The 23,394-nt window shown below is 72.3% G+C and carries 23 protein-coding genes; 21 read left to right on the forward strand and 2 right to left on the reverse strand.

Annotated features, from left to right (window positions below; all coding sequences use genetic code 11):
- Window positions 1–73: 73 nt before the first annotated feature.
- Window positions 74–1,336: a muramidase family protein gene (locus JOD46_RS10285; RefSeq protein ID WP_204393955.1), complete on the reverse strand. Its 1,263-nt coding sequence runs from the start codon at window positions 1,334–1,336 to the stop codon at window positions 74–76.
- 135 nt (window positions 1,337–1,471) lie between these two features.
- Between JOD46_RS10285 and JOD46_RS10290 the strand changes: the two genes are divergently transcribed.
- On the forward strand, window positions 1,472–1,810 hold the full coding sequence (locus tag JOD46_RS10290) for an Rv2175c family DNA-binding protein (RefSeq protein WP_204393957.1): 339 nt from the start codon (window positions 1,472–1,474) through the stop codon (window positions 1,808–1,810).
- 6 nt (window positions 1,811–1,816) lie between these two features.
- On the opposite strand, the gene JOD46_RS10295 is transcribed toward JOD46_RS10290, so the two are convergent.
- Window positions 1,817–2,929: a polyprenyl synthetase family protein gene (locus JOD46_RS10295; protein WP_204393959.1), complete on the reverse strand. Its 1,113-nt coding sequence runs from the start codon at window positions 2,927–2,929 to the stop codon at window positions 1,817–1,819.
- A gap of 74 nt (window positions 2,930–3,003) precedes the next feature.
- Between JOD46_RS10295 and JOD46_RS10300 the strand changes: the two genes are divergently transcribed.
- The 20 genes from JOD46_RS10300 (at window position 3,004) to JOD46_RS10395 (ending at window position 23,384) form a co-directional block, all read left to right on the forward strand.
- Window positions 3,004–3,399 carry an SCO2097 family morphological protein gene (locus tag JOD46_RS10300; protein ID WP_204393961.1) on the forward strand — a complete coding sequence of 132 codons (396 nt, stop codon included), beginning with the start codon at window positions 3,004–3,006 and terminating at the stop codon, window positions 3,397–3,399.
- A 381-nt stretch (window positions 3,400–3,780) separates the two neighbouring features.
- The gene (gene mraZ, locus JOD46_RS10305; RefSeq protein ID WP_204393963.1) at window positions 3,781–4,212 is read left to right on the forward strand and encodes a division/cell wall cluster transcriptional repressor MraZ; all 432 of its coding nucleotides are present in this window, start codon (window positions 3,781–3,783) and stop codon (window positions 4,210–4,212) included.
- Between the two features lie 106 nt (window positions 4,213–4,318).
- Entirely contained in the window at window positions 4,319–5,272 is a 954-nt protein-coding gene (gene rsmH, locus JOD46_RS10310) for a 16S rRNA (cytosine(1402)-N(4))-methyltransferase RsmH (RefSeq protein WP_239562688.1), read from the forward strand.
- Window positions 5,269–5,850: a cell division protein FtsL gene (ftsL, locus tag JOD46_RS10315; protein ID WP_204393967.1), complete on the forward strand. Its 582-nt coding sequence runs from the start codon at window positions 5,269–5,271 to the stop codon at window positions 5,848–5,850. Before rsmH ends, ftsL begins: the two co-directional genes overlap by 4 nt.
- 69 nt (window positions 5,851–5,919) lie before the next feature.
- A complete protein-coding gene (locus JOD46_RS10320) occupies window positions 5,920–7,704 on the forward strand; it encodes a peptidoglycan D,D-transpeptidase FtsI family protein (protein WP_204393969.1) in 1,785 nt (594 codons plus the stop codon).
- 12 nt (window positions 7,705–7,716) lie between these two features.
- Window positions 7,717–9,261 carry a Mur ligase family protein gene (locus JOD46_RS10325; RefSeq protein WP_204393971.1) on the forward strand — a complete coding sequence of 515 codons (1,545 nt, stop codon included), beginning with the start codon at window positions 7,717–7,719 and terminating at the stop codon, window positions 9,259–9,261.
- Window positions 9,258–10,670: a UDP-N-acetylmuramoyl-tripeptide--D-alanyl-D-alanine ligase gene (locus JOD46_RS10330; RefSeq protein ID WP_204396514.1), complete on the forward strand. Its 1,413-nt coding sequence runs from the start codon at window positions 9,258–9,260 to the stop codon at window positions 10,668–10,670. Before JOD46_RS10325 ends, JOD46_RS10330 begins: the two co-directional genes overlap by 4 nt.
- Complete coding sequence (mraY, locus tag JOD46_RS10335; RefSeq protein ID WP_204393973.1) at window positions 10,667–11,761, forward strand: phospho-N-acetylmuramoyl-pentapeptide-transferase; 1,095 nt, start codon at window positions 10,667–10,669, stop codon at window positions 11,759–11,761. Before JOD46_RS10330 ends, mraY begins: the two co-directional genes overlap by 4 nt.
- Window positions 11,758–13,302, forward strand: a complete 1,545-nt coding sequence (murD, locus tag JOD46_RS10340; protein WP_239562692.1) for a UDP-N-acetylmuramoyl-L-alanine--D-glutamate ligase — start codon at window positions 11,758–11,760, stop codon at window positions 13,300–13,302. Before mraY ends, murD begins: the two co-directional genes overlap by 4 nt.
- Complete coding sequence (ftsW, locus tag JOD46_RS10345) at window positions 13,259–14,515, forward strand: putative lipid II flippase FtsW (RefSeq protein ID WP_204393977.1); 1,257 nt, start codon at window positions 13,259–13,261, stop codon at window positions 14,513–14,515. The genes murD and ftsW overlap by 44 nt, the downstream gene beginning before the upstream one ends.
- Window positions 14,512–15,612: an undecaprenyldiphospho-muramoylpentapeptide beta-N-acetylglucosaminyltransferase gene (gene murG, locus JOD46_RS10350; RefSeq protein ID WP_204393979.1), complete on the forward strand. Its 1,101-nt coding sequence runs from the start codon at window positions 14,512–14,514 to the stop codon at window positions 15,610–15,612. Before ftsW ends, murG begins: the two co-directional genes overlap by 4 nt.
- A gap of 43 nt (window positions 15,613–15,655) precedes the next feature.
- Window positions 15,656–17,062, forward strand: a complete 1,407-nt coding sequence (gene murC / locus JOD46_RS10355; RefSeq protein WP_204393981.1) for a UDP-N-acetylmuramate--L-alanine ligase — start codon at window positions 15,656–15,658, stop codon at window positions 17,060–17,062.
- 10 nt (window positions 17,063–17,072) lie between these two features.
- On the forward strand, window positions 17,073–18,140 hold the full coding sequence (locus tag JOD46_RS18940) for a cell division protein FtsQ/DivIB (RefSeq protein ID WP_204393983.1): 1,068 nt from the start codon (window positions 17,073–17,075) through the stop codon (window positions 18,138–18,140).
- A gap of 172 nt (window positions 18,141–18,312) precedes the next feature.
- Entirely contained in the window at window positions 18,313–19,515 is a 1,203-nt protein-coding gene (ftsZ, locus tag JOD46_RS10365) for a cell division protein FtsZ (RefSeq protein WP_204393985.1), read from the forward strand.
- A gap of 31 nt (window positions 19,516–19,546) precedes the next feature.
- Window positions 19,547–20,218 (forward strand): YggS family pyridoxal phosphate-dependent enzyme, encoded by a 672-nt coding sequence (locus tag JOD46_RS10370; protein WP_204393987.1) that lies wholly within the window; start codon window positions 19,547–19,549, stop codon window positions 20,216–20,218.
- Window positions 20,219–20,252: 34 nt separating this feature from the next.
- Window positions 20,253–20,732, forward strand: a complete 480-nt coding sequence (locus JOD46_RS10375; RefSeq protein WP_204393989.1) for a cell division protein SepF — start codon at window positions 20,253–20,255, stop codon at window positions 20,730–20,732.
- A gap of 9 nt (window positions 20,733–20,741) precedes the next feature.
- Window positions 20,742–21,059 carry a YggT family protein gene (locus JOD46_RS10380; RefSeq protein WP_204393991.1) on the forward strand — a complete coding sequence of 106 codons (318 nt, stop codon included), beginning with the start codon at window positions 20,742–20,744 and terminating at the stop codon, window positions 21,057–21,059.
- A gap of 115 nt (window positions 21,060–21,174) precedes the next feature.
- Window positions 21,175–21,858: a DivIVA domain-containing protein gene (locus JOD46_RS10385; protein WP_204393993.1), complete on the forward strand. Its 684-nt coding sequence runs from the start codon at window positions 21,175–21,177 to the stop codon at window positions 21,856–21,858.
- Window positions 21,848–22,462, forward strand: a complete 615-nt coding sequence (lspA, locus tag JOD46_RS10390) for a signal peptidase II (protein WP_239562694.1) — start codon at window positions 21,848–21,850, stop codon at window positions 22,460–22,462. Before JOD46_RS10385 ends, lspA begins: the two co-directional genes overlap by 11 nt.
- 1 nt (window position 22,463) lies before the next feature.
- Window positions 22,464–23,384, forward strand: a complete 921-nt coding sequence (locus JOD46_RS10395; RefSeq protein ID WP_204393995.1) for an RluA family pseudouridine synthase — start codon at window positions 22,464–22,466, stop codon at window positions 23,382–23,384.
- Window positions 23,385–23,394: the final 10 nt, after the last annotated feature.

A 23,394-nucleotide genomic window follows, 5' to 3' on the forward strand; every position in this document is an offset into this window, starting at 1 on the left:
TGCCCCCGGAGGGACACACGCCCGGCGGTTCAGGATCGCAACGGCATCGTGACGAACGGATGGCGCGTGCGCGTCAGCCGAGCTCAGTGAGCCAGCGCTCGGCCGAGGCCTCCCACTTGGCGAAGTGCCCGGGGTGGGCGCTGCGCTGCACGGCCTGCGCGGCATCCGCGAGCGACATCGACTCCCAGCCGTCGACGTCGAGCAGCCCGGGAGCGGTGCCCACGGTGGGGGAGTCGGGGCCACCGTAGAACGCCGCGGCGGCGCGTTCCGGGTCGCGCACCTCGTCGGCCGTGCCCCAGCCCTGGCTCGGTCGCTGCTGGAACAGTCCCAGGGAGTCCCGGTCGCCGTGGTCGAGGTTGCGCAGGCCGGATTCCTGGGCCGCGGCCGCGAGGGCGATGACGATGCCGCGGTCGGGGATGCCGCGGGCCCGTCCGACCGCGACGATGACGGCCGCGTTGGCGCGCATCTCGTCGTCGAGCGGCACGTCGAGCATGGCGACGGCGGTCGCCTCGACGGGAGCGGGCACCCGGAGCACGATCTCCTGCCCGGGAACGATGAACCCGTCGGCGGCGTCGGGGTTCAGCTCGACCAGCCGTTCGAGCGCGACGCCGTGGCGTTCGCCGATGCCGATCAGCGTGTCGCCCTCGACGACGACGTGCACGTCGTCCGCCGTCGCGGGAGCCGGCGCGGTCGGCCGGGACGCGTCGGCGGAGCCTTCGGGGACCGGATCCCCGTCTCGGGCGGGCAGGACGACGGTCTGGCCCGGGAAGATCAGGCTCGTCGGGCCGAGGCCGTTGGCGCTCAGCACGACGTCGGTGTCGAGGCCGTACGCCGCGGCGATCCCGCTGACGGTCTCGCCCGACCGCACGACGTGCCGGGCGATGTCGGGCCGGGGCACGGACGGCGTCGTGGAGGTCGCCGCGGCGCCGCCGGGCAGCGCGAGCCGCTGCCCGGGGAAGATCAGGCTCGACCAGCTCAATCCGTTCTCCGCCAGCACCTCGGCGGTCGAGAGTCCGTACCGGGCGGCGATCGCGCTCACGGTGTCGCCGTCGCGCACGGTCACCTCGGCGGGCAGCTCCGTTCCGGCTGCAGCCGCCGTCGCCGAGGCGCGCGCCGCAGGCGCCCCCGTGACCGCCTTGGGCTTCGGCTGGCGCTTGATGGTCTGCGGCGCGGCAGCCGCCGGCTGGACGAATCCGAGCGTCACGGCGATGGTGCTCGCGGCCGCGACGGGGAGAGTCAGGAGGCGACGGACCGTGCGGCCCCGGCGGTTCCGACCGGCGCCGGTGCCGCCGTCGGCCCCGTGGTCGGCGGGCGTCGCGCCCGAGTACTGCTCCATGGTCCCCCTCCGCACTGAGCGGATGCGGTCACCGTCTCACGCGGTCGGGTCCGAGTCAAACTCATCCGCGCGCGTCGCCGCGCCTCGCCGTGAAGGCGGTTCCGCGGTCCGTCCGGTCCGTGGCAGTCTGTACGCGTGACCGATGCCGAGCAGACCGAGTGGCTGACCGTTCCCGACCTGGTCGAGCGGCTGGGGCAGACCCCGAGCCGCATCCGTCGCCTGATCGACGAGCGGTACCTCCTGGCCAAGCGCGTCGACGGGGTGCTGAGGGTGCCCGCGGCGTTCCTCCGCGACGATGCGCCGCTGCCCGAGCTGCACGGCACGGTGATCGTGCTGGCCGACGCGGGCTTCAGCGACGAGGAGGCCCTGGAGTGGCTGCTCGGCGAGGAGGACAGCCTCGGGACCACTCCGATCGCGGCGCTCCGCGCGGGTCGCAAGTCCGAGGTGCGCCGGGTGGCGCAGGCGCTGGCGTAGCGGGCGTCAGCTGGCTCGGCGCGTCACGGCGCGGGCGAGGTCGGCGAGCGCGCCCGCGGCGTCGCGGTCGATCGGGGCCGACGACAGCGCGGCCATCGCGCGATCGGTCTGCTCGTCGATGACGCGCTCGAGCTCGTCGACGGCTCCGCACTCGCGGATCGTCCGCTGGAGCATCCGCACCTGCTCGGCGTCGAGCGCGGGATCGCCGAGGAGCTCGTCGAGCAGGCGGCGCTGACCCGAGGCGAGCCGTTCGCGGGCGATCGCGATGAGGACCGTGCGCTTGCCTTCCCGGAGGTCGTCGCCGGCGGGCTTGCCCGTCACGTCGGGGTCGCCGTAGACGCCCAGCAGGTCGTCGCGCAGCTGGAACGCGATGCCGAGGGGGAGGCCGAACGCCTGGAGCGCCTGGAGCTGGGCCGGCCCGCCGCCCGCGATGGCGCCTCCGATCACGAGCGGCGCCTCGATGCTGTACTTGGCCGACTTGTACACGACCACGCGCTCGGCGCGCGCGCGCTGCTCGTCGTCGGGCATGGCGAGCCATGCGCGCTCCTCGAGGATGTCGAGGTACTGGCCGACCGTGACCTCGGTGCGCATGCGGTTGAACTCCGTGCGCGCGGTGCGCGCCGCGGCGGGATCGGGCAGGACGGCGAGCCCCTCGTCGAGCAGCTCGTCGCTCCAGCCGAGCAGGAGGTCGCCGAGCAGGATCGCGGTCGCGCGACCGTAGTCCCCGGCGTCGCCCGCCCAGCCGGCCGTGCGGTGCTGCGCCTCGAACACACGATGGGCGGACGGCGCGCCGCGACGCGTGTCGGAGTGGTCGATGAGGTCGTCGTGCACGAGCGCCGCCGCGTGGAACACCTCGAGCGCCGCGGACGCGGACACGACGGCGTGGCGTTCGGCGAGCGTCGCGGCATCCGACCGGTCGCCGGCGGGACCGCGGACCGCCTGCCAGCCCCGATGGCAGAACTGCGCCCGGAAGCGCTTGCCACCGCTGAGAAAGCGCTTGGAGAATTCGGACATCGGGTCGAGGTCGGGCGCGATCGAGCGGAGAATGGAAGCACGGTCGTCAAGGAATTCCTCGAGGCGTTCGTTCACCAGATCGACGAGTCGGGGAGCCGGGACCATCGTCCTAGCCTAGCGACGACGCGCAGGCCTAGAATGGCGTCACGAAGCGTCGGTCCCGAGAAGGAGGGAATGAGATGCCGCTTTCAGAGCAGGAGCAGCGCCTTCTCGAGGAGATGGAGCGGAACCTCTACAAGAACGACGCCGATTTCGTGGCGACGGTCGGAGGTGCCGGCCGGGGTCGGCCCAACTACCGCGCGATCGTCCTCGGGGTCCTGCTCGCCGTCGCCGGCGCGGGCGCCCTCATCGGGGGCGTGGCCTCGCACCTGCTCATCGTCGGAGTGCTCGGGTTCGCCCTGATGTTCATCGGGGTGCTCGTGGCGCTCACGCCGTCCAAGCGCGCCGGCGCCGCACCGGTCTCCGGTCTCGGTGCGTCGACCTCCACCGCCGCCCCCCGCCAGGCGAAGCCGCGCGCCGGATTCATGGACCGCCTCAACGAGCGCTGGGACCGTCGCCAGGACGGGCACGACTGACACCTCCACGCTGAACACCGACTGACGGGCCGATCGGGGATCGGCCCGTTTCTCGTGTGCGCGGGCGTGCCTGCGGTGCCCTCCACCGTGCGGGACCTCCGCCCTCCACTTCGCACCACCGGGGCCCGGACGTGCACGGATCCGCGTCGCGGGGCGCCGTCGAGACGGGTCGTCCGCGGCGTCGGCGGTGCCGGATCGGGCCCATCGCGGTGCTGACCGGGCCCGGGCCATCCACTTCCCTCCACCTGCGAGATGCCTGAGAATACGGGCCTGCACTGAGGTGGAATCGCCGGAAACGAGCCAATGTCGTTGTCTGGTGGAGGGCAGTGGAGTAAAGTGGAGCCAGCACCTGGTTCCTGGCCGGAGGATGGGGGTGACGCGATGTTCCTCGGAAGCTACGAACCGAAGCTCGATGAGAAAGGCCGCGTCATTCTTCCGGCGAAGTTCCGGGATGAGCTGTCGAACGGCCTCGTGCTCACGCGAGGTCAGGAGCGCTGCATCTACGTGTTCAGCGCGCGGGAGTTCGAGAGCATGAGCGAGAAGATCCGCCAAGCCCCCGTCACGAGCAAGCAGGCGCGCGACTACATGCGCGTCTTCCTCTCAGGGGCCTCTGCGGAGACCCCCGACAAGCAGAATCGGGTCACCATCCCCGCGAACCTCCGCACGTATGCGGGGCTCGACCGCGACCTCACGGTCATCGGCGCGGGAACGCGGGTGGAGATCTGGGATGCGGCGGCGTGGCAGAGCTACCTCGCCGAGCAGGAGGCGGCCTTCGCAGAGACGGCGGAGGAGGTGATCCCCGGACTCTTCTAGGTCCCCGGGCTCCGACTCCCAGCCGTGCGAGCCTGCTGCACTTCCCCGCAGCAGGACGAACGGATGGGGATCGGGACCCGCGGGTCGCGGAGGGATGGGAGACAGCATGGACATCGAACGGATCCACACGCCGGTCATGCTCGAGCGCACGCTCGAACTGCTCGCTCCGGCGCTCGACCGCGACGGGGCCGTGTTCGTGGATGCCACGCTGGGCATGGGCGGGCACACCGCCGCGGTACTCGAGCGGTTCCCGGGCGCCACCGCGATCGGGCTCGACCGCGACACCGACGCGCTCGCGATCGCACGCGAGCGCCTGGCGCCGTTCGGCGACCGGGCGCGATTCGTGCACACCGTCTACGACGGCATCGCCGACGCCGTCCACCGCGAGGGCTTCGACGAGGTGGACGGGATCCTCTTCGACCTGGGGGTCTCGTCGCTCCAGCTCGACCGGGCCGAGCGCGGGTTCGCCTATGCGAAGGACGCGCCGCTCGACATGCGCATGGACTCGACGCGCGGCCGCACGGCGGCCGACGTGATCGCCGAGTACTCCGAGGAGGACCTGCGCCGCATCTTCCGCGACTACGGCGAGGAGAAGCTCGCCGCGCGATACGCACGGGCGATCGTGCGAGCGCGCGAGGTCGCACCGATCACGCGATCCGGGCGGCTCGTCGAGGTGCTGCACGAGGCCACCCCGGTCGCCGTGCAACGCGCGGGCCACCCCGCCAAGCGCGTGTTCCAGGCGCTGCGCATCGAGGTGAACGAGGAGCTCGCGGTGCTCGAGCGGGCGCTGCCCGCCGCGCTCGACCTCATCGCCGTCAGCGGTCGCATCGTCGTCCTCGCCTACCAGTCGCTCGAGGACCGCCTCGTCAAGCGCGTGCTCGCCGCGGCCTCCAGTTCCACCGCGCCCCCCGGGCTGCCGATGGAGCTGCCGGAGCACCGCCCGCAGTTCCGGCTCCTCGTGAGGGGCGCCGAGCTCGCGAGCGAGTCCGAGCAGGCGGAGAACCCGCGTGCCAAGCCGGTGCGACTGCGCGCCGCAGAACGAGTGAGGAGGCCGTCGTGAGCGCACTGCCGGCCCAGACCCGACCCGCACGGCGACTCGCGCCCGGGGCGGCGCCCGAGCGTTCGAGGCGGCTCCGCCCGGCGCCCGAGGCGGTCCGTCGAGCGCGCCCGAAGCTCGCGTACGCGGTGGTGTCGCTCGTCTCGATCGGGGCGATCGCGATGGTCCAGCTCCTGCTCTCCATCGCGATGACGCAGGGCGCCTACGAGCTCGACGCGCAGGTGCTGCGCCAGGCCGAGCTGCAGCGCGAGCAGCAGAAGCTCTCCGACGACCTCGACCGGCTCGAATCCCCGCAGTACCTGGCCATGAACGCCGAGGCGCTCGGGATGGTGCCGAACTCCGACCCGGTGTACCTGCGCCTGTCCGACGGCGCCGTGCTCGGGCAGCCGACCGCGGCCCAGGGCAGCTCCGGCTCGTCGGCCGCCCTCGTGCCGAACGCGTTGATCGACGGCGTGCCGCCCGTCACAGCGCAGGGCGCGGAGCAGACTGCGAAGGGCGGGGATGCGGCGAACGCGGCCGCCGGCGGCGGGAACGCCGCGCCGCCGGTTCCCGACGGGCTGCCGACGCCCGCCACCCACTGAGCGCATGACGGAACCGAGGCACGACGAGAAGGGAGCCGCCCCGAGATGAACCGAGTGAGTCGGCGGCCGATGCGTCGCATCGTCGCAGCGGGACTCGCGCTCGTGCTCATGGTGGGCTGGTTCGTCGTCCGGCTCGTCGACATCCAGGTCGTCCGGGCCGCCGAGCTCAACGCCGCCTCGGAGGACGTGCGGTCGCGCTCGGCGACGATCTACGGGGTGCGCGGCCAGATCCTCGATGCGAACGGGATGGTGCTCGCCGACAGCGTCATGCGGTACGACATCGCGCTCTCGCCGAAGCAGGCGATGCTCGGTCCGGTCGTCCGCGAGGAGCCCGATCCTGCCGACCCGTCCAAGCGCGTCGAGGTCGAGGTCCCGCTCGACCAGGTGCTCGACGAGCTCGGCGAGGTCATCGGGCGGCCCGCCGCCGAGCTGCGCGCGCTCATCGAGTCATCCCTCGAGGAGGACCCGGGCTCCGACTTCGCGTACGTCGCGAAGCTCGTCGACACGGAGACGTACGAGGAGGTGAAGGCCCTCGACATCCCCTGGGTCGTGCCCTACGAGCACCCGAGCCGGAGGTACCCGAACGGGGCCGTGGCCGGCAACCTCCTCGGGTTCGTCGGCGACGACGGGGATCCGCTCGCCGGGCTCGAGTACTCGGAGAACCGGTGCCTCGCGGGCGCGAACGGCGAGCGCACGTGGTTGCACAGCCTGAAGGACTGGGTCGAGATCCCGGGATCCGAGCGCGTCATCTCGGAGGCGAGGCAGGGCGGCGACCTCCAGCTGACCATCGACGCCGACCTCCAGTACTTCGTGCAGCGCGTGGCGGCCGCGCAGGTGCAGGCCACCGGAGCGCAGTGGGGGACCGTCACCGTGATGGAGGCGAAGACCGGTCGCCTGCTCGCGGTGGCCGACGTGCCGACGGTCGATCCGAACGCGCCCTCCGCGACCGACTCCGACGACCGCGGCTCGCGTGCGTTCACGGCGCCGTTCGAGCCCGGCTCGACCTTCAAGGCGCTCACGTCGGCGACGGTGATCGACGCCGGCGAGGGCGACCCGAACAGCGGCGTGACCGCCGACTACCAGTACCTCCCCCCGAACGGCGCCGACATCACCGACAGCCACGGCCACGGTCCGACGAACTACACCATGACGGGCATGCTCATCGACTCCTCGAACACCGCGATGTCGATGTTCGGCGAGCGCGTGAGCGACGAACGGCGCTACCAGGACATGCTCGACTTCGGGCTCGGCTCGCCGAGCGAGGTCGGCTTCGCGGGCGAGGCGTCCGGCGACCTGCACGGCGGGCCCGACGAATGGGACCCGCAGACGAAGTACGCCACGATGTTCGGCCAGGGCCTCACCACGAGCGCGATCCAGATCGCGAGCGTCTACCAGACGCTCGCGAACGGCGGCGTGCGGATGCCGGTCACCCTGGTCGAGGGCTGCCGGCAGTCGGATGGCACGCTCACCGAGGTCCCGTCGACCGAGGGTCGGCGCGTGGTGTCCGAGAAGGCGGCCGACGAGACCGCGGCCATGCTCGAGCAGGTGTACCTGCACGGATGGCTCGCCGACGACTGGAACATCCCGGGCTACCGCGTGGCGGCGAAGACGGGGACCGCGCAGGTGCCCGACGGCAACGGCGGGTACCAGTCGGGCTATCTCGTCTCCGTGTCGGGATTCGCCCCCGCCGACGACCCCGAGTTCGTCGTTTCGGTCAGCATCATGGACCCCGTTAAGATGAATTCGTCCGCCGCATCCGCTCCCGTCTTCCAACAGGTGATGAGCCAGGTGCTGAAGAAGTATCGGACGGTTCCATCCGGCGCCCCGGCGCCCGAGTTGCCAGCCACCTGGTAGAAAGTTGGGTTCGTGACCGGATCGCCTCCCTCGGCACTCCGGCCGCAGCACCCCGGCGCTCGCTCGCTCCGCAGCCTTGCGGAGGCGTTCGGGTTCGAGGTGCGCGGCGGGATCGACGAGATCGACGTGACGGGCGTCGCCATCGCCTCGGGCGCGGTCCACGGCGGCGACCTGTACGTCGCCGTGCCCGGTCGCCACGCGCACGGCGCCGACTACGCGGCCCAGGCGGCGGCGAACGGCGCGGTGGCCGTGCTGACGGATGCCGCGGGCGCCGAGCGCGCGGCCGCCTCCGGCCTGCCGGTGCTCGTGACCGCCGACGCGCGCGCGGCGCTCGGCGAGGTCGCCGCGTGGATCCATCGCACCGCGGAGAATCCGGCCACGCTGTTCGGGGTCACCGGGACCAACGGCAAGACGAGCGTCGTCTACCTGCTCTACGGCATCCTCCGGCAGCTCGGCCTGACGGCGGGCCTGACCTCGACGGCCGAGCGCCGGATCGGCGACGAGGCGGTGACGAGCTCGCTGACCACGCCCGAGGCGAGCGAGCTGCACGCGATGCTCGCGCGCATGCGCGAGGTCGACGTGCGCGCGGTCGGCATCGAGGTCTCGGCGCAGGCGCTCAGCCGGCACCGCGTCGACGGAGTCGTGTTCGACGTGGTCGGCTTCACGAACCTCTCGCACGACCACCTCGACGACTACGGGTCGATGGGGGAGTACTTCGAGGCCAAGCGCGAGCTGTTCACGCCCGAGCGCGCCCGTCGCGGCGTGGTGACGGTCGACTCGGATTGGGGCCGGCGCCTGGTCGCCGAGTCGCGGATCCCCGTGACGACGCTCGCGACCGAGCCCGGCCTCGATGCCGACTGGACCATGGCGGTGCTCGAGGAGACCCCCGCGCACACCGCCTTCCGGCTGACCGCGCCCGACGGCCGGGCGATCGAGACGCGCGTGCCGCTCATCGGCCGGTTCATGGCCGCGAACGCCGCGCTCGCGATCGTCATGCTCGTCGAGGCCGGGCACGACCTCGAGCTCATCGCGCACGCCGTCGCCGATCACGGCATCGACGCCTACATCCCCGGCCGCGCGGAGCGGGTCTCGGGCGAGCGCGGCCCGGTCGTGTACATCGACTACGGGCACACGCCCGATGCGTTCCGCCAGACGCTCGACGCGATCCGCCGCACGACCGCGGGCCGGATCGTCATGGTCTTCGGCGCCGACGGCGATCGCGACACGACCAAGCGCGCCGACATGGGCGCGATCGCCGCGCGCGGCGCCGACGCGCTCGTGATCACCGACTTCCACCCGCGGTGGGAGGATCCGGCCGCGATCCGCGCCGCGCTCATCGCCGGCGCGCGCGCCGCGGTACCCGACCGCGAGATCCACGAGATCGCCGACCCGCGGGCCGCGTTCCGTGCGGCACTCGCGCTCGCGGGGCCGGGCGACGCGGTGCTCTACGCGGGCCCAGGACACGAGGACTACCAGGAGGTCGCGGGCGTGAAGCATCCGTACTCGGCAAGGGACGACGCCAGGCTGGCACTGCGGGAAGCGGGGTGGCTCGAGTGATCGCGCTGACGCTCGACGAGATCGCGGCGGCGACCGGGGGTCGCCTCGAAGCGAGCGGCACGGAGGCGACGGGCGCAACCGTCGTCGACGGCGCCGTCACGACCGACTCGCGGGAGATCGAGCCCGGCGGCGTGTTCGTGGCCAAGCGCGGCGAGTTCGACGACGGGCACCGCTTCGCGCCCGGCGCCGTCGAGCGCGGGGCCGCGCTGCTCATCGTCGAGCGCCCGCTCGAGCTCGCCGTGCCCCAGGTCGTGGTGGACGACTCGGTCGAGGCGCTCGGTGCCCTCGCGAGCGAGGTCGTCCGCCGAGTGCGCGCGCTCGGTCGCCTCAGGATCGTCGGGGTGACCGGATCCAACGGCAAGACGACGACGAAGAACCTGCTCCGCACGGTCCTCGAGGAGGTCGGCCCCACGGTCGCCGCGCGCAAGAGCTACAACAACGAGGTCGGCGCGCCCACGACCATGCTCGAGCTCACCGAGGAGACCGAGTTCCTCGTCGCCGAGATGGGCGCCTCGGGCATCGGGCACATCGCCCACCTCGTCCGCATGGCCCGGCCCGACATCGGCATCGTCCTCAAGGTCGGCCTCGCGCACGCCGGCGAGTTCGGCGGCATCGAGAAGACGGTGCAGGCCAAGTCCGAGATGGTCACCGACCTGCTCCCGACGGATGTCGCGCTGCTGAACGTCGACGACCCCCGCGTGGCGGGCATGGCCGACCTCACGGCCGCGCGCGTCGTCTGGTTCGGGCTCGGCGAACGCGCCGACGTGCGTGCGACCGACGTGGTCGTGCACGCGCGCGGCACCGACTTCACCGTGACCGTTCCGGGCGGCGAGTCGGCGCGCGTGTCCTTCTCGGTGCTCGGGGAGCACCACGTCATGAACGCGCTCGCGGCGATCGCCGCCGCGCGCGAACTCGGGGTGCCGCTCGCGAGGATCGTCGCCGGGCTCGAACGGGTGACGCTCGCCGAGCAGTGGCGCATGCAGGTCATGGGCGGTCGGCACGACATCACCGTCATCAACGACGCGTACAACGCGAGCCCCGACTCGGTCGCGGCCGCGCTCAAGACGCTCGCGCAGGTCAAGCGGCCCGGCGCGCGCACCATCGCGGTGCTCGGCGAGATGAGCGAGCTCGGCGAGTTCTCGGGGGAGGAGCACGACCGGATCGGCCTGCTCGCGGTCCGGCTGGGGGTCTCCCAGCTGGTCGTCGTGGGCGAGGGCGCGCGGCGCATGCACATCTCCGCGATCAACGAGGGCTCGTGGGACGGCGAGTCCGCCTACGTCGACACGGCCGACGAGGCGTTCGAGCTCGTCACGTCGATGGTGCACCCCGGAGACACCGTGCTGGTGAAATCGTCGAACTCGGCGGGGCTCCGCCACCTCGGCGATCGACTGGGAGAATGGTTCGCGTGAGAGCACTGCTGACCGCCGGAGCGTTGTCGCTCTCCTTCACCCTCTTCCTGACGCCGCTGTTCATCCGGTTGTTCACGAGGCTCGGCTGGGGTCAGTTCATCCGCGACGACGGCCCGAAGACGCATCACGTCAAGCGCGGCACGCCCACCATGGGCGGCATCATCTTCATCCTGGGGACCCTGTTCGGGTACTTCTCGGCGACGGTGCTGATCGGCGACGGCCCGACCGCCTCCGGCCTCCTGGTCCTGTTCATGATGGTGGGCCTCGGCCTGGTCGGGTTCGTCGACGACTTCCTGAAGACCCGGAAGAAGCAGAGCCTCGGGCTCGGCGGCTGGGCGAAGATCGCGGGCCAGACCATCGTCGCCGCGGCCTTCGCCCTGCTGGCGCTGCAGTTCCCGAACGAGGAGGGGGTGACCCCGGCCACCACCAAGATCTCCTTCATCCGCGACCTGCCGCTCGACTTCATGGTGCTCGGCACGATCGTCGGCACCATCGCCTACGTCGTGTGGATCGTGCTCATCACGGCCGCCGCGTCGAACGGCGTCAACGTCACCGACGGCCTCGACGGCCTCGCCTCGGGTGCGTCGATCCTCGCGATCGGGTCGTTCATCATCATCGGCTTCTGGCAGTTCAACCAGTCGCGCTTCAGCGAGAACCTCAACCCCGACGACCTCTACCGAAGCTACGACGTGCGAGATCCGCTCGACCTCGCGATCGTGGCGACCGCGATCGTCGGCGCGGTCGTCGGCTTCCTGTGGTGGAACACCAACCCGGCGCACATCTACATGGGCGACACCGGTTCGCTCGCCCTGGGCGGCGCCCTCGCGGCGCTCGCCGTCGCGAGCCAGACCGAGCTGCTCCTGCTGCTGCTGGGCGGGCTGTTCGTGATCGAGGCGGGATCGGTGATCGTGCAGCGCGCCTACTTCAAGGTCAGCGGCGGCAAGCGCGTGTTCCTGATGAGCCCGATCCACCATCACTTCGAGCTGAAGGGCTGGGCCGAGGTCACCATCGTCGTCCGGTTCTGGATCATCGCGGGCCTGTTCGTCGCGGCCGGGGTCGGCGCGTTCTACTTCGAATGGCTCCAGAGTTGAACGAGCGCGCCGAGCGCGCCGCGCGACTCGATGGACTGACCAGCTGGCACGCCGACGGATGGCGCGACCTGCGCGTCGCGGTGCTCGGGCTGGGCGTCACGGGCTTCGCCGTGGCCGACACGCTCGCCGAGCTGGGCTCGGCCGTGACGGTGTACGCGCGCGATCGCGACGAGGACCGCGAGCGGATCCTCGGGGTGATCGGCGTGGGCTTCGTCCGGCACGCACTGGATGCCGTGCCCGACGAGCTCGCGGCATCCGACCCCGACCTCGTCGTGGTCTCGCCGGGGTTCCGTCCCGACCACCCGGTGCTGGCCTGGGCCGCCGAGCGCGGCGTCGCCGTGTGGGGCGACATCGAGCTGGCGTGGCGCGTTCGCGACAAGGTGAAGGCCGCCGAGTGGATGCTCGTGACCGGCACCAACGGCAAGACGACCACGGTCCAGCTCGCGGCCACGCTCATCGCCGCGGGCGGCGTGCGGGTGGCGCCGTGCGGCAACATCGGCGTGCCCGTGCTCGACGCGGTGCGCGACCCGGTCGGATACGACGTGCTCGTCGTCGAGCTGTCCAGCTTCCAGCTGCACCACCTGCCGACCGAGGGTCCCGGCGCGATCCACCCGCACGCGAGCGTGTGCCTGAACCTCGCCGACGACCACCTCGACTGGCACGGCTCGGCCCGGGCGTATCGCGACGCGAAGGCGAAGGTGTACATGAACACCAGGGTCGCGTGCGTGTACAACCGCGCCGACGAGGCGACCCGCGCGATGGTCGAGGACGCCGAGGTCGAGGAGGGCGCCCGTGCCATCGGCTTCGGGCTCGACACGCCCGGCCCGAGCGACTTCGGCGTGGTCGACGGCATCCTCTGCGACCGCGCGTTCCTCGAGGAGCGCCGCACCGCCGCGCTCGAGATCACGACACTCGACGAGCTCGAGCCGCGCGGACTCGCCGTGCCGCACATCGTCGCCAACATCCTGGCGGCCTCCGCGCTCGCGCGCTCGTACGACGTCCCGGTCGGCGCCATCCACGACGCCCTCGCGACGTTCCGGCTCGACGCGCACCGGATCGAGACCGTCGCCGTCTCCGGCGGCATCCGCTGGATCGACGACTCCAAGGCGACCAACCCGCACGCCGCCGAGGCGTCGCTGCGCGCCTTCGGCCGGGTGGTCTGGATCGTGGGCGGGCTGCTGAAGGGCGTCGACGCCGACGCGCTCGTCGCACGCCACGTGCCGCGCCTGCGCGCGGCGGTCGTGATCGGACGCGACCGCACGGCGCTGGTCGAGGCGTTCCGCCGACACGCGCCCGGACTGCCCCTCTTCGAGGTCGTCACGGATGACACTGAGAGCGTGATGCCCGACGCGGTCGCCCTGGCGGCCTCGGTCGCGGAGGACGGCGACACCGTGCTCCTCGCTCCCGCCGCGGCGTCGATGGACCAGTTCGCGGACTACGCCGACCGCGGGCGGCGCTTCCACGAGGCCGTCCGCGAGCGGCTCGGAGGTGAGGCGCATGACGAGCCCCGCTCGGACGAGCCGCCCGCCGAAGCGCCCTGAGTCCTCGGGCCTGGCCGCCCGCATCCGGCTCGGCGCGTTCCGCCCGGAGTCGACCGACTACTTCCTGCTGCTCGGCACGACGCTCTTCCTGGTGCTGCTCGGGCTGGTCATGGTGCTCTCGTCCTCGCTCGTCGAGTCCGGCCTCGAGAACGACGGCGACTTCACGTCGCGCGCGGTGCAGCAGGCGACCTACGCGCTCGTCGGCGTGCCCGTGATGCTCCTCGCCGGGCGCATCCCCGAGGGGTTCTGGATGCGCATCGCCTGGCTCGCGCTCGGCATCGCGTGCGCGCTGCAGCTGCTGGTCGTGGCCACGCCGCTCGGCGTCACGGTCGGTGGCAACACCAACTGGCTCCGGCTCGGTCCGGTGCAGTTCCAGCCCTCCGAGCTCATCAAGGTGGCGCTCGTGCTGTGGCTCGGGCTCATCGTCACGAAGAAGCAGGACCACCTGCACTCGTTCTCCCAGGGCATCATGCCGATCCTGCTCGTCGGCGGGGGAGCGATCGGCCTGGTGCTCCTCGGCGGTGACCTCGGCACGGTCATGGTGATGGCGGGGATGCTGCTCGGCACGCTGTTCCTGATCGGCGTGCGGCTGCGGCTGCTCGCCGTGCCGCTCGTGGCCGGCGCGATCGCGTTCTGGCTCGTGGCGATCTCGAGCGAGAACCGGATGCGCCGCATCACCGCGTTCGTGCAGGAGCACTGCACGCGCTACGACACCGCCGACTGCTGGCAGATCCAGCACGGCACCTTCGCGCTCGCCAACGGCGGCGTGTTCGGCGTCGGGCTCGGCAACTCGGCGGCGAAGTGGTCGTGGCTGCCCGCGGCCGACAACGACTTCATCTTCGCGATCATCGGCGAGGAGCTGGGCCTGATCGGCGCGGTCGTGGTCATCGGGCTGTTCGTCGTGCTCGCGATCGCGCTCGCGCGGATCGTGCGCAATGCGCCCACGCCGTTCGGCAAGACCGTCTCGGCGGCGGTGCTCGTGTGGGTCGTCGGACAGGCATGTGTCAATATCGGTGTCGTGCTCGGCGTCTTCCCCGTCCTCGGCGTTCCCCTCCCGCTCGTCTCCGCAGGCGGCACGGCGCTGCTGACGACCCTGTTCGCGATCGGCGTCGTGCTCTCCGTCGCGCGCGACCCCGGCGCGCCCGCCCGCGCCGCGGCGCGGGCGGAGCAGCGCCGCGCGGCCCGCGCGACCCGGACGGCGCGCGCCCGATGACCACCTACCTCCTCGCCGGCGGAGGCACCGCCGGCCACGTGAATCCCCTGCTCGCGGTCGCGGACCGCCTGCGCGAGCGGGATCCCGAGGCGCGCGTGCTCGTGCTCGGCACGGCCGTGGGCCTGGAGTCGCGGCTCGTGCCCGCCCGCGGCTACGACCTGCTCACGATCGAGAAGGTGCCCTTCCCGCGCCGCCCGAACGGCGCCGCCGTGCGATTCCCCGCGCGGTTCCGCCGTTCGATCGCCGACGTCGCCGCGATCATCGCCGAACGCCGCGTCGAGGTCGTGGTGGGCTTCGGGGGCTACGTCGCGACGCCCGCGTACCTCGCGGCTCGCCGTGCGGGCATCCCGGTGGTCGTCCACGAGGCGAACGCGCGGCCGGGGCTCGCGAACCGCCTGGGCGCGCGCTTCGCCGCGCGCGTCGGCGTCGCGTTCCGGGGCACTCCGCTGCCTCGGGCCGAGTTCGTGGGCATGCCGCTGCGGCGCGAGATCGAGACGCTCGACCGGCCGGCGCGCCGCGCCGAGGCGGCCGCGCTCTTCGGACTCGATCCCGCGCGCCCGGTGCTGCTCGCCACGGGTGGCTCCCTCGGCGCGCGCCGCATCAACCGCACGATGGTCGCGAGCGCCGCCGGGCTCGTCGCGACCGGATGGCAGGTGCTCCACGTCACCGGCGCCGACGCCGACGTGACCGACCCCGACCTGCCCGGCTATCGCATGATCGAGTACGCCGACCGGATGGACCTCGCCCTCGCGATCGCCGACGCCGCGGTCTCGCGCGCCGGCGCCGCGACCGTGAGCGAGCTCTCGGCCCTCGGGATCCCGGCCGTCTACGTGCCGTATCCGGTCGGCAACGGCGAGCAGCGCTTCAACGCGGCCGACGTGGTGCAGGCGGGGGGCGGCGTCCTCGTCGACGACGCGGACTTCGTGCCCGAGTGGGTCGAGGCCGAGCTCCAGCCCCTGCTCGGCGATCGCGAGCGGCTCGCGGCGATGGCCCGTGCCGCAGCCTCCGTCGGCGCCCTCGACGGGACCGACCGCATGGTCGCCCTGATCGGCGGCGCGCTGCGCCCGACGGGTGGCGACCCCTCCGCGGGCGCGTAACGTTGAACCGACCGAGATCCCGACCAGGAAGCCCCACGACACCGTGACGATCAAGCCCGACCTCTCCGCCCCGATCCCCGCCGACCTCGGCGCCGTGCACTTCGTCGGCATCGGCGGTTCGGGCATGAGCGGTATCGCGCGGCTCGTGCTGGGCGCCGGTCACCGGGTGACGGGGTCGGATTCACGCGACTCCGCCAACATCGCCGCGCTGCGCGATCTCGGCGCCGAGGTCGCGATCGGCCACGCGGCCGAGAACCTGCCCGACGACGTCGACACGGTCGTGGTCACGGGCGCGCTCTGGCAGGACAACCCGGAGTACCGGCTGGCCCTCGAGCGCGGCATCCCGGTGCTGCACCGCTCGCAGGCGCTCGCCGCGCTCATCGCCGGCCGTCGGCTCGTCTCGGTCGCGGGCGCGCACGGCAAGACGACGTCGACGGGCATGGTCATCACCGGGCTGCTCGCGCTGGGCGAGGATCCGAGCTTCGTCAACGGCGGCGTGATCGAGGAGCTCGGCGTGAGTTCCGCCGCCGGTTCCGGGGAGCTGTTCGTGGTCGAGGCCGACGAGTCCGACGGCTCGTTCCTGCTCTACGACACCTCCGTCGCGCTCATCACCAACGTCGACCCCGACCACCTCGACCACTACGGCTCGTTCGAGGCGTTCGAGCAGGCGTTCGTCGACTTCGCCGACCGCGCGCGCGAGTTCGTCGTGATCTCGTCCGACGACGCCGGCGCGACGCGCGTCCGCGAGCGGCTCTCGCACCCGCGCGTGCTGACCTTCGGCGAGGCGGCCGATGCGGCGGTGCGCGTGCACGACATCGTCACCGACGGTCCGGTGGCGTTCGCGCTGACCTACGAGGGGCGCGAGTACCGCGCGCAGCTCCGGATCCCCGGTCGCCACAACGCGATCAACGCCGCGGGCGCGTTCGCCGTCCTCGTCGGACTCGGATTCGACCCGCAGCGCTCGCTCGACGGCATCGCGCGCTTCGCCGGAACGGGCCGCCGCTTCGAGCTGCACGGCACGGTCGACGGCGTGAGCGTGTACGACGACTACGCGCACCACCCGACCGAGGTGGCTGCGGCGCTCTCGGCGGCGCGCACCGTCGTCGGCGACGGACGCATCATCGCGGTGCACCAGCCCCACCTGTACAGCCGCACCCGGCTGTTCGCGAAGGAGTTCGCCGAGGTGCTCGAGCGGTACGCCGACGAGACGGTCGTGCTCGACGTGTACGGGGCGCGCGAGGATCCGGAGCCCGGCGTGACCGGCGCGCTCGTGAGCGAGCGCTTCGCGGACCCCGAGCGCGTGGCCTTCATCGCGGACTGGCAGGAGGCGGCCGACCACACGGCGCGCATCGCCCGGCCGGGCGACTTCGTGATCACGCTCGGCTGCGGCGACGTGTACCGCATCGTGCCCCAGATCCTCGGATCGCTCGAGCACGAGCGGCGCGACTGAGCGGCACGACGTGAAGCGGCCGCAGGGATTCGATCGGGCGCGGCCCGCGCGGAGCGCCGCGCAGGTGCCCGCGCAGGCTCCGCCCGCGTCGCGCCCGGGCTCCGCCGCGGGCGAGGCGCGCGCCGGCTCGGCGAAGCGCGGCGCCGCCCGCGCGGACGCACCGCGATCCGGGCGGGGCGAGGCGACGGCGCCGACCGAGCCAATCCGGCTGCCGGTCGAGGAGCCCGCGGCATCGGCGACCGCCGCGGCGACCTCGGCCGCGGCGCCGCCCGGTCCGGCGGCCGCCGGCGGTGCGCGCGAGACGCCCGGTGACGAGCGCGCCGCGCGGCGGTCGCTCGCGGCGGCCGAGCGCGAACGCCGCCGCTACGAGCGCCAGGAGGTCCGGCGCTTCACGCGCCGGAGCCGGATGCGGCGCATCGCCTGGCTCACGGGGATCGGCTCGGTCGTGGGGCTCGCGGTACTTGCCGTCGTCGTCGCGTACTCGCCGCTGATGGCGCTGCGCGAGGTGCGCGTCGAGGGGGCCTCGCGGATCCCGGCCGCGGACATCCAAGCCGCGTTCGACGACCGGATCGGCACCCCGCTGCCGCTCGTGTCGACCGACGAGGTGCGCGAGACGCTGTCGGGGTTCGCGCTCATCGAGACCTACTCGACCGAGACGGTGCCGCCCGGCACGCTCGTGATCCGGATCGTCGAGCGCACGCCCGTCGGCGTGGTCGAGGGCTCGTCGGGCTTCACGTCCGTCGACGCGGCGGGCGTCGTGATCGACCGCACCGACGAGCGGCCGGAGGGCCTGCCGCTCATCACGGTCGACGGCGGTCTCGGCGGCGACGCGTTCCGATCGGTCGGCGCGGTGCTCCGCAGCCTGCCGGCCGACCTGCTCGCGCGCGTGACGGACGTGACGGCCGAGACGCCCGACGACGTCCGGCTCGACCTCGTCGAGGGTGCGACCGTGCTGTGGGGGAGCGACGAGGACTCGGCGCTCAAGTCGACCGTGCTCGTGCGCCTGATGGCGGCGGCGCCGCCCGACTCGGTCGGCCGCTACGACGTGTCGGCGCCGCTCAGCCCCGTCACGCAGTGACCGCGCGGGAGGCCGCGGCCGGGACATCCGCTCGCCGGATCGCGACACGCGGGGGCGCCTTGCCCGGCGCCCCGGCCATGGCACCTACCTTCGATTCAGGAATTGCATACTCGGCAAAACTTTAACCTTCGAGTAGAGGTTCAGGGTTCAGAGTTCGCAGAGAGGGCCGGACATGTCGACAAACCAGAACTACCTCGCCGTCATCAAGGTGGTCGGTATCGGCGGTGGCGGCGTCAACGCCGTCAACCGGATGATCGAACTCGGCCTGCGCGGCGTGGAGTTCATCGCGATCAACACCGACGCCCAGGCGCTGCTGATGTCCGACGCCGACGTCAAGCTCGACGTCGGTCGCGACCTCACCCGAGGGCTGGGCGCGGGCGCCGACCCGGAGGTCGGGCGCCGCGCCGCGGAGGACCACGCTGAGGAGATCGAGGAGGCGCTCGCGGGCGCCGACATGGTCTTCGTCACCGCCGGCGAGGGCGGCGGCACCGGCACCGGCGGCGCGCCCGTGGTCGCCCGCATCGCCAAGTCGATCGGCGCGCTCACGATCGGCGTCGTCACGAAGCCGTTCAGCTTCGAGGGCAAGCGTCGCCAGACCCAGGCGGAGCAGGGCGTCGCACGCCTGAAGGAGGAGGTCGACACCCTCATCGTGGTGCCCAACGACCGCCTCCTCGAGATCAGCGACCGCGGCATCTCGATGCTCGAGGCCTTCGCCACGGCCGACCAGGTGCTCCTCGCGGGTGTGCAGGGCATCACCGACCTGATCACGACGCCGGGCCTGATCAACCTCGACTTCGCCGACGTGAAGTCGGTGATGCAGGGGGCCGGCTCGGCGCTCATGGGCATCGGCTCGTCGCGCGGCGCGGACCGCGCGATCAAGGCGGCCGAGCTCGCGGTCGCGAGCCCGCTGCTCGAGGCGTCGATCGACGGCGCCCACGGCGTCCTGCTCTCGATCCAGGGCGGGTCGAACCTCGGCATCTTCGAGATCAACGACGCCGCGCGCCTCGTGCAGGAGGCCGTGCACCCCGAGGCCAACATCATCTTCGGTGCCGTCATCGACGACACGCTCGGCGACGAGGTCCGCGTCACGGTCATCGCCGCCGGGTTCGACGGCGGTGACCCGATGCCCAAGCCGGTCGAGGTCAAGAAGCCCTCGGTCGTGCCCGCCGCGGTGGGCGCGTCGGCCGTCGGCGGCCTGGTCGGAGCCCTCGGGAGCTCCGACGCGGGCGAGGTCCTCGCCGAGATCGACATCGAGGAGCTCGTCGAGACCGCGAACTGGGGCGAGGCCACGAGCAGCACGGCCGACCAGATCGTCTCCGACCCCGCGTTCGGCGACGACTCGGACGACCTCGACATCCCCGACTTCCTCAAGTGAGGCCAGGGCGGGACCACCGGGGGCGGGCCGCATGAGCGAGCTCGCCACCCGGCTGTCGGCCGTGCGCGAGGGCATCGCGGACGCCGCGACCGCAGCCGGGCGCGACGTCGCCGGGATCACGACGGTCGTCGTCACCAAGTTCCAGCCCGTCTCGCTCATCAGGGAGCTCGCCTCGCTCGGCGTCCGGGACGTGGGGGAGAACCGCCACCAGGAGGCGCAGGCCAAGGCCCGCGAGCTCGCCGACCTCGGGCTGACCTGGCACTTCGTCGGCCAGCTCCAGAGCAAGAAGGCCCGCCAGGTGCGCGAGTACGCGTCGGTGATCCACTCGGTCGACCGCACCTCGCTCGTCGACGCGCTGCGCTCGGAGGAGTCGACGGTCGACTGCTTCGTCCAGGTGAACCTCACCGACGACCCCGGACGCGGCGGGGTGGCCGAGGAGGCGCTCGAGCCGCTCGTGCAGCACGTGCTCGACACGCCCGGGCTGCGACTGCTCGGGCTCATGGCCGTCGCGCCGCTCGACGAGCCGGCGCGCCCCGCGTTCGCGCGCGTGCGCGCGATGTCCGAGCGCGTCCGCCGCCTCGCACCCGGCGCGAGCGCGCTGTCCATGGGCATGTCGCACGACTATCGCGACGCGATCTTGGAGGGTGCGACACACCTTCGCATCGGGACCGCAATCACGGGGAATCGGCCGACCCCGGGCTAGCCTCGAAGGCACGGAACCACTGACGGAGGCAGCGATGTCGAACCCGCTCAAGAAGACCATGGTCTACCTCGGACTCGCCGACGAGGAGCTCGAGCCCGAGACGGCGCCGACGGCGGCTGCGCCGGCACCCATCGTGCACGCCGCACCCGCGCCGGTCGCGAAGAGCGGTGCGGCAGTGACCCCCCTCCGGAAGCACCACGTGCAACCGACGACACCCCCGCAGGCGGAGATGAACGAGATCCTCACGGTGCACCCGCGCCAGTACCGAGACGCCCAGGTGATCGCCGAGTCGTTCCGCGACGGCGTGCCGGTCATCATCAACCTGTCCCAGATGTCCGACGCCGAGGCCCGCCGTCTCATCGACTTCGCCAGCGGCCTCTCGCAGGGCCTGTACGGCAAGATCGAGCGCGTCACGAGCAAGGTGTTCCTGCTCTCGCCGGCCCACGTGGTGGTCTCCGGTGAGGCCGGCGAGGCCGACGGCGACGTCGACGCGTCGTTCTTCACGCACGCGTAGACTCCCCACGTGAGCGCCCTCGTCGTCGTCTGGAACCTCCTCTACACCCTCCTCCTCATCTACTTCTTCGTGATGTGGGCGAGGTTCGTGCTCGACCTCGTGCGCACCTTCAATCGGTCCTGGCGGCCCCGCGGGTTCGTGCTCGTGCTCGTCGAGGGCGTGTACACGGTGACCGACCCGTTGGTGAAGTTCTTCCGGCGGCTCGTGCCGCCGATCCGCCTCGGGCAGGTCGCGCTCGACCTCGGCTGGAGCATCGCGATGCTCGTCGTGATCATCGCGATGACCGTCGTGTCCTGGCTCGCCGCGGCCTCGGCGGCGACGGCCTGAGCGGATGCCTCGGGGTGGCGCGCCGCGCACGGGCGCTCTGCATCCTCGAGGTTCTCTTTGCTACCGTTAGCAGAACGTGATCGAACCGTTCGACAGATTCGAGGGATGGGAAGCCATGGCGCTAACTCCGGAAGATGTGGTCAACAAGCGCTTCCAGGCGACGAAGTTCCGGGAGGGCTACGACCAGGATGAGGTCGATGACTTCCTCGACGAGGTCGTCGTCGAGCTTCGCCGTCTCAACCAGGAGAACGAGGAGCTGCGCCAGCGCCTCGCCGCCGCCGAGGCCCGTGCGGGCGAGGGCGGCGCCGCTGCGGCACCCGCCCCTGCACCCGTCTACGCCGAGCCGGCGGCTGCGCCGCCCACCGTCGCGGTGCCCACGCCCACGGCCGCTCCGCAGTCCGAGATCGACGAGCAGACCAGCACCACGAACCTGCTGCAGCTCGCCCGCCGCCTGCACGAGGAGCACGTGCGCGAGGGCGTCGAGAAGCGCGATGCGCTGATCGCCGAGGGCCACGCCACGGCCGCGCGCATCGTCGCGGAAGCCGAGGCCAAGCAGCGCGCGCAGATGGGCATCCTCGACCAGGAGCGCGTGGCGCTGGAGAAGCGGGTCGACGAGCTCCGCGTGTTCGAGCGCGAGTACCGCCAGAAGCTCAAGAGCTACATCGAGGGCCAGCTCCGCGAGCTCGACACCGCGCAGCCGGTGCAGGTCTCGGGTGCGGCCGGGTTCTCGGCTCCGGTCGGTGCGCAGGGCGTGACGAGCGACCAGCCCGCCCCGACCTTCCAGGGCTTTGGCGGCTGAGCGCGCGGCGAGGGTCGGCAGCACCGCGCTGCTCATCCTGGTCGGCGTCGCGATCACGGTCTACGGCCTCGACCAGCTGAGCAAGTACTTCGTCGTGACCACGCTCGCCGAGGGCGAGGTCGTCCCCGTCCTCGGCACCGTGCTGCAGTGGCAGTTCGTGCGCAACCCCGGCGCCGCCTTCTCGATCGCGAGCGGCATGACCTGGGTGTTCACGATCCTGGCCGCCGGGGTGATCACGTTCATCGTCTGGTTCGCGCGTCGCATCCGCTCGGTCGCGTGGGCGCTCGTCTTCGGGCTGCTCCTCGGCGGCGTGCTCGGCAACCTCACCGATCGGCTGTTCCGCGAGCCGGGCTTCGGCATCGGCCACGTCATCGACTTCATCTCGACCCCGTGGATGCTCCCGGCGATCTACAACGTCGCCGACATCTCGATCGTGTCGAGCATGGTGCTCTTCATGATCCTCACGATCCGCGGCGTCGGGCTCGACGGCTCGCGGCCCTCGCGCGACGGCGACGGCGGAGTTGCCGATGAGGCCGCCCCCGAGGGCGAGCCGGGCCGCGAGGCACGAGGCGGCGCACCGGCCGAGCTCGCACGCGAGTCCTGACGTGGAGCATCGAGCCCTGCCCGTCCCCGACGGGCTCGACGGGTCGCGCGTCGACGCCGGCCTGGCCAAGCTCCTCGGCTTCTCGCGCACCCACGCGGCCGAGGTCGCATCGGCGGGCGGCGTGCTGCTCGATGGCGCGGTCGTCGACAAGTCCGACCGGCTCCGGGCCGGCGCGTGGCTCGAGGTGAGCTGGTCGCCGCCGCGCACGCTCGAGGTCGAGGCGATCCCGGTACCCGACCTCGGCATCGTGCACGACGACGACGAGATCGTCGTGGTCGACAAGCCCGCGGGCGTCGCCGCGCACCCGTCGCTCGGATGGGACGGCCCGACGGTCGTGGGCGCGCTGGCCGCGGCGGGGTACCGCATCTCGACGTCCGGTGCCCCCGAGCGCCAGGGCGTCGTGCACCGCCTCGACCAGGGCACGAGCGGCCTGATGGTCGTCGCGAAGTCGGAGCGCGCGTACACCGATCTCAAGCGCAAGTTCCACGACCGCGAGGTCGAGAAGATCTACCACACCGTCGTGCAGGGCCATCCCGACCCGCTCGCCGGCACGATCGACGCGCCCGTGGGCCGTCATCCGCGCTCCGAGTGGAAGTTCGCGGTGACCTCCGACGGCAAGCACGCCGTGACCCACTACGAGACGATCGAGGCGTTCCCGTACGCGTCGCTGCTCGAGGTGCACCTCGAGACGGGCCGCACGCACCAGATCCGCGTGCACATGGCCGCCCAGCGTCATCCGTGCGCCGGCGACGCCATGTACGGTGCCGACCCCACGCTGAGCGCGCGGCTGGGGCTCGAGCGGCAGTGGTTGCACGCCAAGGAGCTGTCGTTCGTGCACCCGGGCACGGGGGAGTGGACGACCTACGAGTCGGACTACCCGGCCGACCTGCAGCACGCGCTCGACGTCCTGCGCGGCGACTAGGTCGCCCGGG

Source organism: Agromyces aurantiacus (assembly GCF_016907355.1).
GTDB lineage: Bacteria > Actinomycetota > Actinomycetes > Actinomycetales > Microbacteriaceae > Agromyces > Agromyces aurantiacus.

Coding starts and splice junctions, on each gene's coding strand:
- rsmH (WP_239562688.1), top strand. CDS start 4,319: ATGGACATCGAACGGATCCACACGCCGGTCATGCTCGAGCGCACGCTC.
- JOD46_RS10375 (WP_204393989.1), top strand. CDS start 20,253: ATGTCGAACCCGCTCAAGAAGACCATGGTCTACCTCGGACTCGCCGAC.
- JOD46_RS10300 (WP_204393961.1), top strand. CDS start 3,004: ATGCCGCTTTCAGAGCAGGAGCAGCGCCTTCTCGAGGAGATGGAGCGG.
- JOD46_RS10295 (WP_204393959.1), bottom strand. CDS start 2,929: ATGGTCCCGGCTCCCCGACTCGTCGATCTGGTGAACGAACGCCTCGAG.
- mraZ (WP_204393963.1), top strand. CDS start 3,781: ATGTTCCTCGGAAGCTACGAACCGAAGCTCGATGAGAAAGGCCGCGTC.
- murG (WP_204393979.1), top strand. CDS start 14,512: ATGACCACCTACCTCCTCGCCGGCGGAGGCACCGCCGGCCACGTGAAT.
- JOD46_RS10285 (WP_204393955.1), bottom strand. CDS start 1,336: ATGGAGCAGTACTCGGGCGCGACGCCCGCCGACCACGGGGCCGACGGC.
- JOD46_RS10320 (WP_204393969.1), top strand. CDS start 5,920: ATGCGTCGCATCGTCGCAGCGGGACTCGCGCTCGTGCTCATGGTGGGC.
- ftsW (WP_204393977.1), top strand. CDS start 13,259: ATGACGAGCCCCGCTCGGACGAGCCGCCCGCCGAAGCGCCCTGAGTCC.
- JOD46_RS10385 (WP_204393993.1), top strand. CDS start 21,175: ATGGCGCTAACTCCGGAAGATGTGGTCAACAAGCGCTTCCAGGCGACG.
- JOD46_RS10370 (WP_204393987.1), top strand. CDS start 19,547: ATGAGCGAGCTCGCCACCCGGCTGTCGGCCGTGCGCGAGGGCATCGCG.
- ftsZ (WP_204393985.1), top strand. CDS start 18,313: ATGTCGACAAACCAGAACTACCTCGCCGTCATCAAGGTGGTCGGTATC.